8 protein-coding genes are annotated in these 14,846 nt (G+C 71.2%); 3 read left to right on the top strand and 5 right to left on the bottom strand.

Annotation, left to right across the window (positions count from 1 at the left end; translation table 11 throughout):
* The first annotated feature begins 71 nt into the window (after positions 1-71).
* Complete coding sequence (locus tag ACZ6YG_RS28035; protein ID WP_466019635.1) at positions 72-746, top strand: polysaccharide deacetylase family protein; 675 nt, start codon at positions 72-74, stop codon at positions 744-746.
* Here ACZ6YG_RS28035 and ACZ6YG_RS28030 read toward each other — a convergent pair.
* From ACZ6YG_RS28030 to ACZ6YG_RS28010, 5 genes are all read right to left on the bottom strand, one after another.
* Positions 737-1,618, bottom strand: coding sequence for a hypothetical protein (locus ACZ6YG_RS28030; protein ID WP_466019634.1), 882 nt, complete (start codon positions 1,616-1,618; stop codon positions 737-739). The genes ACZ6YG_RS28035 and ACZ6YG_RS28030 overlap by 10 nt on opposite strands.
* A gap of 114 nt (positions 1,619-1,732) precedes the next feature.
* Positions 1,733-2,209 carry an ester cyclase gene (locus ACZ6YG_RS28025; protein ID WP_466019633.1) on the bottom strand — a complete coding sequence of 159 codons (477 nt, stop codon included), beginning with the start codon at positions 2,207-2,209 and terminating at the stop codon, positions 1,733-1,735.
* Between the two features lie 404 nt (positions 2,210-2,613).
* The gene (locus ACZ6YG_RS28020) at positions 2,614-6,522 is read right to left on the bottom strand and encodes a S8 family peptidase (protein WP_466019632.1); all 3,909 of its coding nucleotides are present in this window, start codon (positions 6,520-6,522) and stop codon (positions 2,614-2,616) included.
* A gap of 206 nt (positions 6,523-6,728) precedes the next feature.
* The gene (locus ACZ6YG_RS28015) at positions 6,729-9,632 is read right to left on the bottom strand and encodes an ATP-binding protein (protein ID WP_466019631.1); all 2,904 of its coding nucleotides are present in this window, start codon (positions 9,630-9,632) and stop codon (positions 6,729-6,731) included.
* Positions 9,633-9,716: 84 nt separating this feature from the next.
* Positions 9,717-10,670: a LysR family transcriptional regulator gene (locus ACZ6YG_RS28010; RefSeq protein WP_466019630.1), complete on the bottom strand. Its 954-nt coding sequence runs from the start codon at positions 10,668-10,670 to the stop codon at positions 9,717-9,719.
* Positions 10,671-10,784: 114 nt separating this feature from the next.
* Here ACZ6YG_RS28010 and ACZ6YG_RS28005 point away from each other — a divergent pair, with 114 nt between their 5' ends.
* A complete protein-coding gene (locus ACZ6YG_RS28005; protein ID WP_466019629.1) occupies positions 10,785-12,965 on the top strand; it encodes a M9 family metallopeptidase in 2,181 nt (726 codons plus the stop codon).
* Between the two features lie 201 nt (positions 12,966-13,166).
* On the top strand, positions 13,167-14,168 hold the full coding sequence (locus tag ACZ6YG_RS28000) for a zinc-binding dehydrogenase (protein WP_466019628.1): 1,002 nt from the start codon (positions 13,167-13,169) through the stop codon (positions 14,166-14,168).
* Positions 14,169-14,846 lie beyond the last annotated feature (678 nt).

Here is a 14,846-nt window from a genome sequence, read left to right as displayed (position 1 = left end):
AGAGTCCGCGACCTGCGCCTTCTCCCGAGCATGATCGAACACGCCGGGGCATGGGCCGTAGGGTGTTGGCTGTGCTGATTCATGGCTTGCTCGCCGGGTCGCTGGCGCTGAGCGGCACCCCCGCCACCACCGCCCAGGCGAAGATCGACTGTGCCGAGGTCAAGTGTCTGGCGCTGACCTTCGACGACGGCCCGGGCAAGAGCACGGCGAAGCTCCTGCGCGTCCTCAAGAAGGAACGCGCCAAGGCCACGTTCTTCCTGACGGGCAAGTACGTCGACCAGCGCCCGGCGCTGGCGAAGCGGACGCTCGCCGAAGGACACGCGATCGGCAACCACACCTACTCCCACTTCTCGCTGACGCCCCGGCTCGACGACGAGATCTTCGACGACATCAAGGCCGGCCAGCAGGCCATCAAGAAGGCCACAGGCTTGACGGCGACCATGTTCCGGCCGCCGTTCGGCCACACCGACGAGCGCGTGCTGCGCATCGCCGACGAGCTGGACCTCGCCGAGGTGAAGTGGACCGGCACGACCCACGACTGGGCGCTGAAGGACAAGAAGAAGATCAAGGCCAAGGTGCTCAGCCTGGCCAAGCGCGACGGCATCATCCTGATGCACGACACGGTGCCGCAGACCGTCCAGGCCATGCCGGAGGTCATCAGGGAGCTGAAGAAGCGGGGCTACCACCTGGTCACCGTGCCGCAGCTCTACAGCGGCAAGCTGAAGTCCGGCGTCAGCTACCCGTAGGCCCTCTTCTCCACCTCCAGAAAGACGATCTGCCCCAGGTTGTCGGTGAAGACGCGGATCTTTTCGACGTCCTTGTCCGGCAAGGTCTCGGCGAGCTTGAGCATCTGCGTCTCGGTTCGATACAGCAACCACCAATCCACGTACGCCTCCATGTAGGCGGCGCTGGTGCAGGTGGGCATCACGTTGGCGATCAGGAAGCGCCCACCGGGACCGAGCATGCGCAAGAGGCGCTCGCAGAGCCGTTGCGCCACCGGTTCGGCGAGGTAGTCATACAGACCGGTCGCGTAGACCAGGTCGAAGCCGGTCAGAACCACGTCGCCTCTGAGGATCTCCCGAACCGAGGCCGCCAGCGGGACGACTCCCCATGGCGCCAGTTCGCGTGAGACGACGGCCAGACTCTCCTTGTCCTGGTCCACGGCGAGGAACCGGCCCAGACTCCCCTGCCGGAGGGCGGGGCAGTATCTGGCTTCGCGCAGATGCCCGCAGGCCAGGGAGAGCACCGACGGCGCTGAGTCGCCGGCCGCACACCGGTTCAGGGTGTCGATGATCACGCGTCGGCGAGACCGGGCAGCCCGTGCTCCCTGCGAACAGGTGGAGGTGTAATGGCAGATCTGCTTGCCCAGCAGGGAGCCGGTTTCCCATTCCGGCGGCGTCGACGAGTCCTCAGCCGCATACATGAAGTCGAGCAGCACCGCATCCCCCGCATAGCCACGTGGTTTGCTGAACGCGCGGAAGGTGAACAGATCTTGATGGAGAAGATGTACGAGGGGATGGCGGCGGCAGGCGTCGACCACCACTTCTTTCCAGAAGTCAACAGCCACTTGCCCACGTATCGTGAACAGTTCGAGAAAGAGCACCTCCATCGTCTCCACGGCGGCTCCATGCGCCTGAAGTGTTGCCGCGGTCCGGTCGAGCACCGTCTCCAGATGGGCGAGAGATCGGCTTTCTGATGCGCCCATAAGCCGTTCCTGATCTCCTGTGACCGGCTAGAGCGGAGAAGAAGGCATGGCCGGCGGCACGCCGAGCTGTTGGAGCAGACCCATGAGGTCGAAATACTGGTGGAAGCTGCTGACCTTCCCATCGGCGAACCGCTGCACGTTGCAGAAGCGCACCTCCGCCCGACGCCCTGTCGCGGCTATCACCCCGGCGGGACCGAGCAGCGGGCCGGTGTTCGTCCCGCGTCCGATGAACTCGACCACGCCCTGGTCATCGGTCGAGAACAGATTCGTGATCTCGACCGTACTGTCAGGGAAGGCCGCCACCCACGCCTGAATGAACCGGGCGTACCCGGAAGGCCCGTGAGAGGTGGCGCCGAGCGGAATATTGACGACGTCGCAGTCATCCGTGAGCACGGCGAGAGATTTCTCCAGCCAGTCCGGGTCGGACTGGTGAAGGCCATAGAGGTCCAGCAGTATGCGATTCAGAGTCGTCGCGTCCGCCATCACGATTCTCCACGGCAGCACGGGCTGATGTTGGACCTCCAGATTGTCAACAACCCTCCGCCGGTTCAAGACCCGGTTCCTTCGCGTACAGGATTCACGACAGCGCCCGCGTTGATGAAGTTGTAGACCTTCCGCCATCCGCACCTGTACATGGGGCGGTGTGCGTCCCATCACCGTCTCCCACGGTTATACATGCGAAACCATTGAAGTCCTCGGTCTCGCAGAAATCCAGGAAATCCACTCGGGCGGCACCGGAATTCAGCGCGATCTTGGGCCCGCCGGAGTAAAGCGGAACGACCCGAGGGACCCAGCCAGAGGTTCCGGTCGCAGCTGCTGCCGGCGATCGTGCCGGCCGTCGTCTGCGTGCACCCGGCTCCTGCGGGCCCGGCTGGATGCGGAGCCCGCAGGAGCGTCGGTTCACCCGGCTAGCGGAGGGTGAAGGCGCGCAGGGTGGTCTGGGTGACGCGGTTGCCCGCGGCGTCCCAGCCTTCGGCCCGCAGGCTCACCGCGCCCTTGGTGGCGGACAGGCGGGGATACTTGGCCGAGACGGTGTAGGCGCCGCCGCGGCCCCGGCGGACGTCGGCCGGAGCCCAGGTCACGCCGTCGTCAGTGCTGGTCCACAGCTTGAGACCGGCTACGGCGGGCGTGCGGGCGGTCGTCGGCGAGTGGTAGACGTCGGCGTCGAAGGTGTGCCGCCTTCCCGCCGGCACGCTGTTGTCCAGCCCGATGCTGTCGCTCAGGTCGTAGGCGACGAACACGACCGCCTCCGGCCGGCACGGGTCCATGACGCCGGCCAGCGCGCCCAGGCAGTCGTAACCGGGCAGCTTGGCCTCCTCGGTGACCGTCCGGGAGCGGAAGGTCCACTCCGCCGTCGTCCTGGCCTCGGCGTCGTCGAGGGTCAAGCGGTAGTCGCCCGCCTCCTTGGGGAGGTTGAACGCGGGCAACTGAGCGGCGATGCCGAGCGGGATCTCCGTGCCGCCCTTGTAGAGGCGCATGCCACCGATCACGGGCTGTCCGAGCTGGCCCTGCGCCCCGGTACGGGTGTAGAGAGGCCACAGGGCGTCCCCCTGCCGGCAGACCGAGCAGATCCCGACGCTCTGCCCGCTGCCGGCGGGGTCGATCGTCCGGTAGACGTCGTCCGGCACGACGGACGCGCTCGGGGTGAAGGGGCCGGCGTTCCAGTGGTGGGTGAGGCGGGCCGGCCTGCGGAAGACGTGCATGGCGCGGAGCAGGGACCACTGCTCGCTGCTCGTCTGGCGTACGACGACCGCCTCGGGGTCGATGGGGCCGACGTACTCGACGCGCGTGCCCGGGGCGGCGATCTGCGGAAGCACGGCCGGGATGGGCACGACGTCCGACTTCGCCACCGGCCACGACTCGCTCTGGTAAGCCGTGGGCGTCTCGGAGTGGTAGCGGGCGTCGATGGTCGCGAACTGCCGGCCGGTGAGCCCGTACGACAGCTTGGCGGGCACCCGGCCCCGCTCAGTGTGGTGCAGCCCGTAGGCGTAGGGCGAATGCGGCCTGCCGTGCACGTCGATGCTGACCGCGCCCTTGGCGAGCCGCTCCCGCAACGCGCGGGCCTCGGTGGGAGACACCGACACGTAGGGGATGCCGATCTCCGTCACGCCGTCATCGGGCTGGATCCACACCGGCTGGGGGATGAACGGCCCCAGGCCGCAGGAGTAGAGAGGCCCCGACGGCCACATCAGGATGCCGGCCGCCCCCGCGTCGCGGATGGCGTGGAAACGCTCCGGACGCCCGCCGCAGTTGCCTTCGTCGTCGAGCAGCACCAGCTTGCCGCGCAGGTCGAGCCCCGCCAGCTTCTCCGGAGTGCCGATCCCGACGTCGACCAGCTTCGCGGTCAGTTTCCCTGTGAAGGGGACGTGCTCCACCCCGTAGTTCCTGACGATGTTCCCTACGTGAGGGAAGACCTCGGGGTGCAGGGCGAACCCGTCACGTCCGCGCACCTTCATGGTCACCTCGGGAGCCGCCTGCCCCACGCTGGTGGTCAGCGAGACCTTGCCCTTGGTGGTCTTCTTCGTGGGCGTCGCCCAGTGACGGACGAACGGGGCGGAGCTCGTCCCGTGGTACCAGATGCTGCCGTCCGCCAGCGTCTCCTGGACGTAGGTGTACCGCTGGGATTCCGGTGACGGGACGGACGGTTCCGGCGTGCCGAAGCGGATCTCGCGGGCGTCACGCGCGTCGAGGGTGATCTCGGCGTCCCCGGAGACCTCGAACTCCGGCGCCAGCAGCCAGGCGCTGTGCGTCAGGTACGTGGACGGGTCGACCCAGGCCAACGCCCCGGTGACGCTGTAGACGCTACGCGGCACCATGGCCGTGAAGACGCCGGGCGACTCCGCCCGGAGGCGGCGGCCGAGCGAGCCGCGGCCGCCCGTGACGTCCAGCATGCCGAGAACCGCCGGAGCCGCCGGTGCGCCCTCACGGTCGAGGACTCGGATGGTGAGTTGGACCTTCGGCGGCTCGCGGAGCAGGCCGACGGGGATGGTCAGCCGGGTGCCGCCGCCGTCGGTCGCGGTGACCGCACCCGTGTAGGCGCCCTCGGCGAGATCGGCCGCGTTCATCGTGACGGTGGCCGTGGCCGTCTGGCCGGCCGGGATCGTCAGCGTCGCGTCCACCGCCAGGATGCCCTCCGGGACCGCCTCACCGGCGGTGTTCGCCAGGTCGGGGGTCAAGGTGAGGGTCACCGGCTGATCCGACGCGTTGACGTACGAGATCTCCTTGCTGATCGGCGCGGTGCCCGCCTCGACGTAGCCGTAGTCGAGGTTGGGAGTGGTGGCGTGGACCCGCTGGGTGATCGCGGTGGCGAGGTCCAGCCGTCCGGATCCCAGCTCGTAGACGGTCCCGCCCACGTCCTCGGCGGTGCTCATCAGCGCGGTCTTGAGCCGGCCCGCCTCCCAGTCCGGGTGCCGCTGGGCGAGGACCGCCGCCGCACCCGCGACGTGCGGCGTGGCCATCGAGGTGCCGGACGCGGAGGTGTACGAGTCGCCGGTGGGTGTGCCCATGCTGGTCCCCGCAGCGCGGGCCGCGACGATGTCCGCGCCGGGGGCCGCGATGTCCGGCTTGAGCGCGCCGTCGGACCGCGGGCCGCGGCTGGAGAACGGGGCCAGTTTGTCGTCCCTGTCGGTGGCCGCGACGGTGAGCGCGGACCGGGCCACGCCCGGCGTGCCGACGCTCTCGGCCTCGCCGGAGTTGCCCGCGGCGACGACGAACAGCGTGCCGGTGCCGGCCGTGAGGGTGTCGAGCGCTTGGCTGATCGGGTCGGTGCCGTCGGTCGGATCGCCGCCCAGGCTCATGTTCACGACGTCGGCCCCGCTGGACGCGGCCCACTCCATGCCCTCGATGACGCCGCTCCACTCGCCGCTGCCGCCGTCGTCGAGCACCTTGCCGACGACCAGTTCCACGCCGGGCGCGACGCCCTTGTGCTTGCCGCCGGAGGCCGCCCCGGTGCCGGTGATGATGGAGGCGACATGGGTGCCGTGGCCGTGGCCGTCCTTCGCGGTCTCGGCTCCGGGGACGAACGACCGGGCCTCGGTGACCTTGCCGGCGAGGTCCGGGTGCGTGTCGTCGATCCCGGTGTCCAGGACGGCGACCTTGACGCCGGTGCCGTCGAAACCGGCGGCCCACGCCTGCGGCGCCCCGATCAGCGGCACACTCCAGTCGAGGTCGGCCTCGACCTTGCGGTCGAGCCACACCTTGGAGAGGCCCGCGCTGAGGGTGCTCGCGGCCCGTCCCTCGGGCGTACGGTCCAGCACGGCGGTCCAGAACGCGGCGGTACGGTCATGCGGCACGGCCAAGGCTGCGCCGTTGATGCTGTCGAGCGTGGCCGTCGGCGCGCTGGCCGGGAGCGCGTCGGCCGCGGCCCGGCGGTTCTCGGCGGCCTCGGGGTACTGCACGATCACCGGGGTGGAGGTGTCGTCCGCGTAGCCGTGCTCGGCCAGGTACTTCACGTCGAACAACGCGCGGTCGACGCGACCCGACTCGATCGCGGGCAGCACGTCGTCGGGGTAGACGTAGAAGGCGTCGGGCCCGCCCTGGCCGTGGAAGGATGGCATGGCGCCGCCGGGCCTGGGCGCGGCCTCCGTCTGGAAGCGGTAGCGTCCGCCGCCCTCGTCGGTGAACGTGACCTTGTCACCGGTGATGAGGGTGATCTCGTGCTCGCCCGGCTCGACGCCGTCGAGGGTGACCGGCGCGGCCGGCTCCTTCTGCGCCTTCTCGGCTGCGGCCGGCGGCACGTGCACAGCCGTCGCGGCCATGGCGAGCGCCGCGAGGGCCGCGACCGGCCATCGTCGGCGCACGCCTATGGAAATCTTCATGGGGGTTCTCCTGGGGGGTGTCAGAGCGGTTCGTACTCTTCGCCGGCTTCTTCGCCGGTCTCGTCTTCGGGCGGCGCGTCCTCATCGTCCGGAGAGTCATCCCGAAGGTCGCTCGGAGAGGACTTCACGCTGTGAGCTTCGGTGAGTCCACAACCCTTGTCATGGGTTGGATGACCTAATAAATGACGGAAGACGGCAGGTCGCTGTCAGGACACGAGCCCGGACTCGACGGCGCCGACCGCGAGTGCCGTACGGGAGTTGACACCGAGCTTGCGCATGGCCGAGTTGACCTGTGCCGCGACCGTCCTCGGGGATCGCGACAGGACGGCGGCGATCTCCCTGTTGGTCTTTCCGGTGGCGAGCAGGCGGACGACCTCCAGCTCGCGGGGCGAGAGCTGGTCGCCGTAGCCCCGTCGCCCGCGCCCGCGCACCTCCACCTGGTGGACGCGGAGCAGACCGGCCAGCCGCTCCGCCGCCGCGCGGGCGTTCAGGCCGGTCAGCCCTTGGAGCACCTGCCGGGCGAGGGGAAGCGCCGTCTCGGCCTCACCGGCGGCCAGCAGGCAGGCGACCTGCCGCTCCTGGGCGAGCAGCGCGTCGTAGGGCCGGGGAAGCCGCTGCCAGGCGTCCGCCGCGCGACCGTACGCGGCCGCGGCCTGTCGCGGCTCGGCACGCGCTTCCGCGAGGATCGCGCGGCACAGCGCCAGACCGGCCCGAGGCGCCGGCGCGTCCCGCCCGCGCACCCAACCGGCGAACGCGGCGACGAGGTCGGCGGCCTCGTCCGGTCGTCCGGCGGCGACCAGCGCCGCGGCTCGGGCGGGGGCGAGGTCGGCCGCCCACAGCCAGGTGCCCTTGTCCGCGACCTGTCGCATGGGCTCGTCGGTCACCCGCAGGGCTTCCCCGGTCTCTCCGCGCGCGAGCAGCAGTCGGCACAGGGCAGCCGCCGGCTCGGCCAGGAGCTCCACGGCACCGTGGCGGCGGCAATCCGACAGCACGTGCTCGAACCGTTCCTCCGCCTTGGCGTCGCCCGCCGCCGCGCGCAGCAGCGCGGCCACCAGGACGGCCTCCAGCCTCGTCACCGGCTGCATCTCGTCGTGCTCCGCCAGGGCGGCGGCCCGCCCGGCCAGCCCTCGCCATCGGCCCTCGAACCAGTCGAGGTGAAGGCGCGTCACCCGGACGAGTTCTCTGATGCGACGGAACCGGTGACGTTCGGCCAGCCGCGCGGCCTGCGCCAGATAGCGGGCCGCATCGCTGTGGCGTCCCCAGCGCACCCCCGCGTCTCCCAGGTTCAGCAGACCTTTCCCGATGTGCCGGGACTCCTCCGCGTCGGCCGGCTCACCAGGTATCCGGGATGCCTCCGCCCACCCCTCCTCCTCCCCCATCAGCAGCAGCGCGCTGACGCGCTCGACGAGGAGGTTGAGGCGGTCGCTCGCCGGCACCGACTCGGCGGCCGCCGCCGCGCGGCGTAACCAGCGCAGATGCGTGGAGACCGGGGTGGACGGCCCGCGTGGCCAGCCGAGGTAGGTCATGATCAGCGCGGCGCTCAGGGAGCCGGGCGGCAGGTGCGCGACCGCCTTCTTCATCTCGGCCCGGCCGGCCTCGTACTGTTCCATGATCACGAGTACCCGGCCCAGCTGGTGCCGGGTCTCCGCAGCGTCCGCCGGGGGCATCGCGTCCCACTCCAGAGCGGACCGCAGGCTCCGGACCAGCCCGTGGAAGCGGTCGTCACCGGTGAACGAGGGGAACGGGATCTTGGCGACCAGCCGGGCGGCGTCCGCCGGGGGCGACTCGGGATGGGTGAGCAGGTCGTACAGCAGCGACGCGGCGCCGGCCTCGTCGGCGGTGGCCAGCGCGAGATCGGCGGCCCGCTCGGCGTAGCGCCTCCAGTTCGCCACGTCTCCGGCTTCGCGGGAATGCCGGGCGAGCTGGGACACGGGGAGCGGCGTCCGCGCGGCCAGCACGCGAGCGGCCCGCAGGTGCATCGCCCGGCGGTCCGGAGGGGGGATCGCCTCGTACACCGCCCTGGAGGCGAGCACGTGCCGGAACGACAGCGACCCGTCGTCCTCGCGCAACAGCCCGCACGCCAGCGCCTCGGCCAGACCGCCCGGAGCGGTGAAGCCGTCCCGAGCCGGCGCGTCCGGATGCCGGGCCGGGGCGGCGAGCAGGGCGCCGAGCGTGGCCTCGTCCGCCGGGGCGGACAGCACCGCCGCCGCCCGGAGGACGGACCGCGCGGCCGGGCTCAGCCGCGCGACCCGTTCGAGAACCGCGTCACGCACGGTCGGGGGCACGTCGATCCTCGCCAGCCTGCGGCGGGCCCACTCCCCGTCCCTGCGGGTCAGATCCGCGCGCTCGTACAGCAGGCGCACGGACTCCTCGACGGCCAGCGGGACCCCGTCGGTGTGCCGGTGCAGCAGCATGGCGAACGCCGGGGAGACGGGCTCGTCGTCCAGCATCGACGACACGAGGGCGCCGGTGCGCGCCACGTCCAAGGGCTCCAGCGTGAGCCGCAGCCCCGTCGCGGGCAGCCGGGACGACAGCCGCAGCAGCAACGAGGTCTGCGGCACGTCGTCCGGGCGGTAGGTCACGACCAGGCCGGTACGCAACGGGTGCCGGGCGGCCAGGAACAGCAGGAACTCCAGCGTGGCCTCATCGGCCCAGTGGGCGTCCTCCACCGCCAGCACCGACACCCGCAGCCGGTCCAGCACCTCGTCGAGCGCGCGGAAGAGCAGGTGGCGGGCGGCGCGGGCGTCCTCGGGCGGCTCAGGCGCAGGTGGCAACTCGTCCGCCCACTCGGGGAACAGCGGCCGCAGCGCCCCGGCGAGCGCGCTCAGCCCCAGCCCCGCGACGCTGCCGGCGGCCTGGCGGACCGCGTCGACGATCGGGCCCAGCGTGTACGGCTCGCGGAAGGGCGGGCAGAAGGCCACCAGGCCGCGATCCAGGACTTCCCGCAGCAGGCGGCTCTTGCCGACCCCGGCCTCTCCCTCGACGAGCACGATCGCCGGCTCCCCGGCCAGCGCCCGCCGGCACGCGGCGAGCTCGGACTCGCGGCCCACGAACGCGGGCACCGCCATCAGCCGCGGCGCGCCGGCGCCGGGAGTCGCCGCACCAGCCACAGTCGGGTGCTCCCTACCGTGAAACGACAGGCTGGACCTGAGCTAGATCATCATAGTCGTCAGAGAGCACACGACGCCAGGTCCTCACAGCAGCGGATGGGCCTCCGGGTGGGCGTGCCACCAGGCGCTGAAGACCGGGTTGTCCTCGACGTGGTCGATGAAGGCGCGGGCCAGGCCGCGATAGACGGCGGTGGCGGCGTCGCGGCTGAGACGGTCCCGCCGCCACGCCACGACGAGCCTGGCGACCTGCGGCTCGCCCGCCAGAGGACGGACGACGGTGCCTTCGGCGGCGGGCCAGGTGGGGTCCACGAGCCGGACGCCGTGCCCGGCCGCGACCAGGGGGCGACCGGCGCCGCTGGGCGCGTCGTAGCGGACGTCGGGCTCGAACCCGGCGGCCCGGCAGGAGGCGCGCAGCGCGGCCAGCGACCCGTCCTCGGCGCCCGGCGGGCTGATCCAGCGCTCGCCCCGCAGGTGCGCGAGGTCGATCTCGTCCTGCCCCGCGAGCCGGTGGCCCGCCGACAGCGCCACGAAGATCGGGTGGCGCGGGATCAGCGTGCGGGTGACCACGGGGGCGGTCATGGGCACGTCGAAGCCCTCGATCATGCCCATGAGCGCGGCGTCCAGCCGCCCGTGTGCCAGTCCCTCGGCGAGGAGCACGGCGGACGGCTCGATCCGCAGCGAGATGGACCGGCCGGGGAGTTCCTCGGCGACCCGGTCCACGACGCCGGCCACGCACGCCAGGTGGATGCAGCCCAGCTGGAGCCCCGCGGTCTCGCCGGCGTCGCGCAGGTCGCCGAAGAGGGTGTCGAGCTCCGACAGGACGATCCTGGCGCGGGCGACGACCTGGCGGCCCAGCGGCGTCGGCTCGACGCCCGCGTGGCTGCGGACGAACAGCTCGCCCCCGACGATCGCCTCGACCTTCCTGAGCTGGTTGGTCATCGCGGGCTGGGACAGGCCGAGACGCGCCGCCGCCCGCGTCACACTGCCCGTGTCGGCGATCGCGCAGACCATCCGGAGGTGCCTGAGATCGAGGTCCATGTCCAGAAATTAGGGCATACGCAACTCTTATGCCCGGCTGTATGACCGCGGCTCGGCAACGGCTTTCACACTCAGGGCGGCCTCGCATCCACGCGTCACCCCCCGGAGGTTCTCGTGCGAAAGCTGTTAGTCCTGGCAGCCCTGCTGCTGCCCTTCGCGGCGCCCATGCCGGCGAGCGCGTCGGTCACGGCCGAACCGCCGCCGGCCGCGGCCACGACGACGACCATCGACGACCACGTACGGAAGGAATCCCTGGCCGTCGAGGACCGGGCGCCGCTGCCCGCGTCCAAGGACGCGCTCCGCCGCGATTACGACGAGCCGGCCGCCAGGACCCTCAAGGCCGCCGCCTGCTCCGTGAGCGACTTCACCGGCCGCACCGGCGGCGCGCTGGTGCGGCAGATCAAGGCGTCCACCACCGAGTGCGTGAACACGCTCTTCTCCCTGACGGGCGCGGACGCGTACCACGCCTTCCGCGAAGCGCAGATGACCAGCGTCGCGTACGCCCTCAGGGACGACGGCGTGAACTACCCGGGCGACAACAGCGCCGGGACCGCCCAGCTCGTCCTCTACCTGCGGGCCGGCTACTACGTCCAGTGGTACAACCCGTCGGACGTCGGCGCGTACGGCCCGTCCCTGCGGACCGCCGTCATGGCCGGGCTGGACGCGTTCTTCGGCGCCCCGCGCGCCTTCACGGTGAGCGACGCCAACGGCGAGGTGCTGGCCGAGGCGGTCACGCTGATCGACAGCGCCGAGCAGAACGACCGCTACCTGTGGGTGGTCAAGCGCCTGCTCGACGGCTACGACAGCACGTACGACGCCTCCTGGCCGATGCTGAACGCGGTCAACAACGTCTACACCGTGCTGTTCCGGGGCCACCAGCTGCCGGCGTTCGTCAGCGCCGTCCGGGCCGACCGCGGCGTGCTCGACACGCTGTACGCGTTCGCGACACGACACCTGTCACTCCTCGGCACGGACCGGTCGTACCTCGTCTCGAACGCGGGCCGCGAGCTGGGCCGCTTCCTCCAGCACGCCGACCTGCGGACGACCGTCCGGCCGCTGGCCAGGGACCTGCTCGGCCGCTCGTCGATCACCGGCGCCACCGCCCCCCTGTGGGTGGGCGTCGCCGAGATGGCCGACTTCTACGACCGCGCCGACTGCTCGTCCTACGGCACCTGCGACCTGCGGAACCGGCTGGCGGCCGAGGTGCTGCCGATCACCCACGCCTGCAGTTCCGGCATCCGCGTCCGCGCCCAGCACATGACGTCCGGGCAGCTGTCCGCCAGCTGCGCCAGCCTGGCCGGGCAGGACGCGTACTTCCACAACCTGGCGCGTGACAGCGGCCCGGTCGCGGACGACCGCAACACCACGCTGGAAGTGGTGGTGTACGACTCCAGCACCGACTACCGGACGTACGCGGGCGCCATGTTCGGCATCGACACGAACAACGGCGGCATGTACCTGGAAGGCGACCCGGCGGCGGCGGGCAACCAGCCGAGGTTCATCGCGTACGAGGCCGAATGGCTGCGTCCGGACTTCCAGATCTGGAACCTCAACCACGAGTACACCCACTACCTGGACGGCCGCTTCAACATGTACGGCGACTTCACCGCCGGGATCAGCACGCCGACCATCTGGTGGATCGAGGGCTTCGCCGAGTACGTGTCGTACGGGTATCGCAAGCTGACCTACGACGCCGCCGTCACCGAGGCGGCCAAGGGCACGTACGCGCTGTCCACGCTGTGGAACACCACGTACGCGCACGACTCCACCCGCGTCTACCGGTGGGGCTACCTGGCCGTCCGCTACCTGTACGAGCGGCACCCGGCCGACGTCCAGACCGTGCTGCGCGCGTACCGGACCGGGGCGTGGAACACCGCGCGGACCTTCCTGACCAGCACGATCGGCAGCCGGTACGACGCGGACTGGCGCACCTGGCTGGGCTCGGTCGGCGGCGGCGGTGGTGGCACCGAGTGCGCCGGCGCCGACCCGCGCGAGCTCGGCCAGAACTGCCGGCGCGGCGGCCTGTCGGCGACGACGGGCGACTACGCGTACCTCTACCTGTACGTGCCGGCGGGGACGGCGAGACTGACCATCACCTCGTCGGGCGGCACCGGCGACGCCGACCTCTACTACAGCGGCACCTCCTGGGCCACCGCCTCGTCCTCCACGCAGCGGGCGACGGGCGCGGGCAACGCCCACACCCTGACGGTCACCAACCCGGCGGAGGGCTACCACTACGTGAGCCTGCACGCGGCCCAGTCGTTCACCGGAGCGACGGTGCTGACCGAGCACTGAGTCCGACGGCTACCGCAGCCGGCCGGGTCTGTCCCGGCCGGCTGCGCTGGTCGCGGGCACTGCATAGCCGGCTCCACACCACGAGGCGTCGCCCTCTTGCCCCGCTCCGATAGCGCGGAGACTCACCGGTTTGACCTCAACTTTGGTCGAGGTTGCAGGCTGTCGGAGACAGAGACCGGGAGACAGAGCGGAGCGAGTGGCATGCGAATCATCGAAGTGTCCAGGTTCGGAGACCCCGAGGTGCTGGTGGCGCGGGACGCGCCGGATCCGGTCGCCGGGTCCGGGCAGGTCCTGATCGAGGTGGTCGCCGTGGACGTGCTGTTCCTCGACACCCAGCTCAGGGCGGGCTGGGGGGAGGGGTTCTTCCCGGTGGAGCCGCCGTACGTGCCGGGTGACGGAGTGGCGGGGACGGTCGTGGCCGCCGGGGAGGGCGTGGACCCGGGATGGACCGGCCGGCGGGTCGTCGCCCGTACCGGGAAGCCCGTGCACGAGGGCAGCCCGATCCTGGCTCCGGTCGGCGGGTACGCCACGAAGGCGGTCGCCCGTACCGAGACCCTGGTGGCGATCCCGGACGCGCTCGGTCCGCACGAGGCGCTGGCGCTGCTGCACGACGGGCCGACCGGGATGGGGGTCGTGGACCGGGCCGGGATCCGGCCGGGCGACCCGGTGCTGGTCACGGCGGCGGGCGGGAGCCTCGGCGTCGTCATCACCCAGCTCGCGACCGCCGCCGGAGCACGGGTGATCGGGGCGGCGCGCGGGCACGCCAAGCTGGACCTGGCGCGCAAGGCCGGCGCCGAGGAGGCGGTGGACTACACCGAGGAGGGCTGGGCCGACCGGGTCCGCGACCTGACCGGCGGCGTCCAGGCGGTGTTCGACGGGGCGGGCGGCCCGCTCGGCCGCCAGGCGCTGGATGCGACGGTGAGCGGCGCCCGGTTCTTCGCGTACGGCGCGGCCGGCGGCACGTTCGCCGACTTCACCGCCGAGGAGGCCGCCGCCCGCGGCGTGCGGTTGATCGGGATCACGGACGGTGCGCCGGAACCCGTCCGGGTACGGGAGCTGATCGAGCGATCGCTGGCCGAGGCCGCGGCGGGACGCCTTCGGCCGCACATCGGGCAGACGTTCCCGCTGGAGCGCGCGGCCGACGCGCACGCGGCCATCGCCGCCCGCACCGCGCTCGGCAAGACTCTCTTGACCTGCGTCTGACGCACCTTCACGGCGCCGGAGGAAAAGGAAAGCGGATCGCCGGTAAAGACACGCTTGTGGAACGGGCGCCGTCCGCGCGATTCATGTTTGAGCGTCGGGCCTTATTTTCGCGGCCAAGAAAATATGCCGTCCCGCGCCTTGACGTTCTTCCATTCCGGCGGGGCACGATGAGAAGGAGGCAACGAGCAACGGGGAGGCTCCATGCTCAAAGAAGCATGCGCCATCAGTGCCCTCGCGGCAGCCGCTCTAGTCCCTTCCGCCGCCGCGCAGGCGCAGAGCGCCGACAGCGCGACCATACTCAGGAACTGCGCGTCCACCAGCGCCGGCGCACCGTGCAAGTGGATGACCGAGAACAACAAGCGGTGCTATTACTGCAAGCAGTCGAAGAAGAAGGGCGGCGGCTGGAAGCGCCAGTACTGCCAGCACCAGGAACGGGAGTACTAGGAACTGCCTCCTCGGAGGAGGGTGCGGGACGCCTTCGCGGGCGTCCCGCACCGGCACCCCGGCAGGAGCGGCCCGAAGCACTCAAATGCCCGCAATTCACCCCAACCGATTCGCCATATTCTCATACGGCCATTCCGCACCGTTGACAGGACTTCTCGGCGGAACGACGATGCTGTTCGCCACCCGTCCTCTTTGATCCGAGTCATCTATCGCTCGTTCGCCCCAGGGCGGTCA

The sequence above is a fragment of the Nonomuraea sp. NPDC054003 genome (assembly GCF_055585125.1).
The sequence above is the reverse complement of the archived record's forward strand: the minus strand, read 5'-3'. Positions and strand labels throughout refer to the sequence as shown.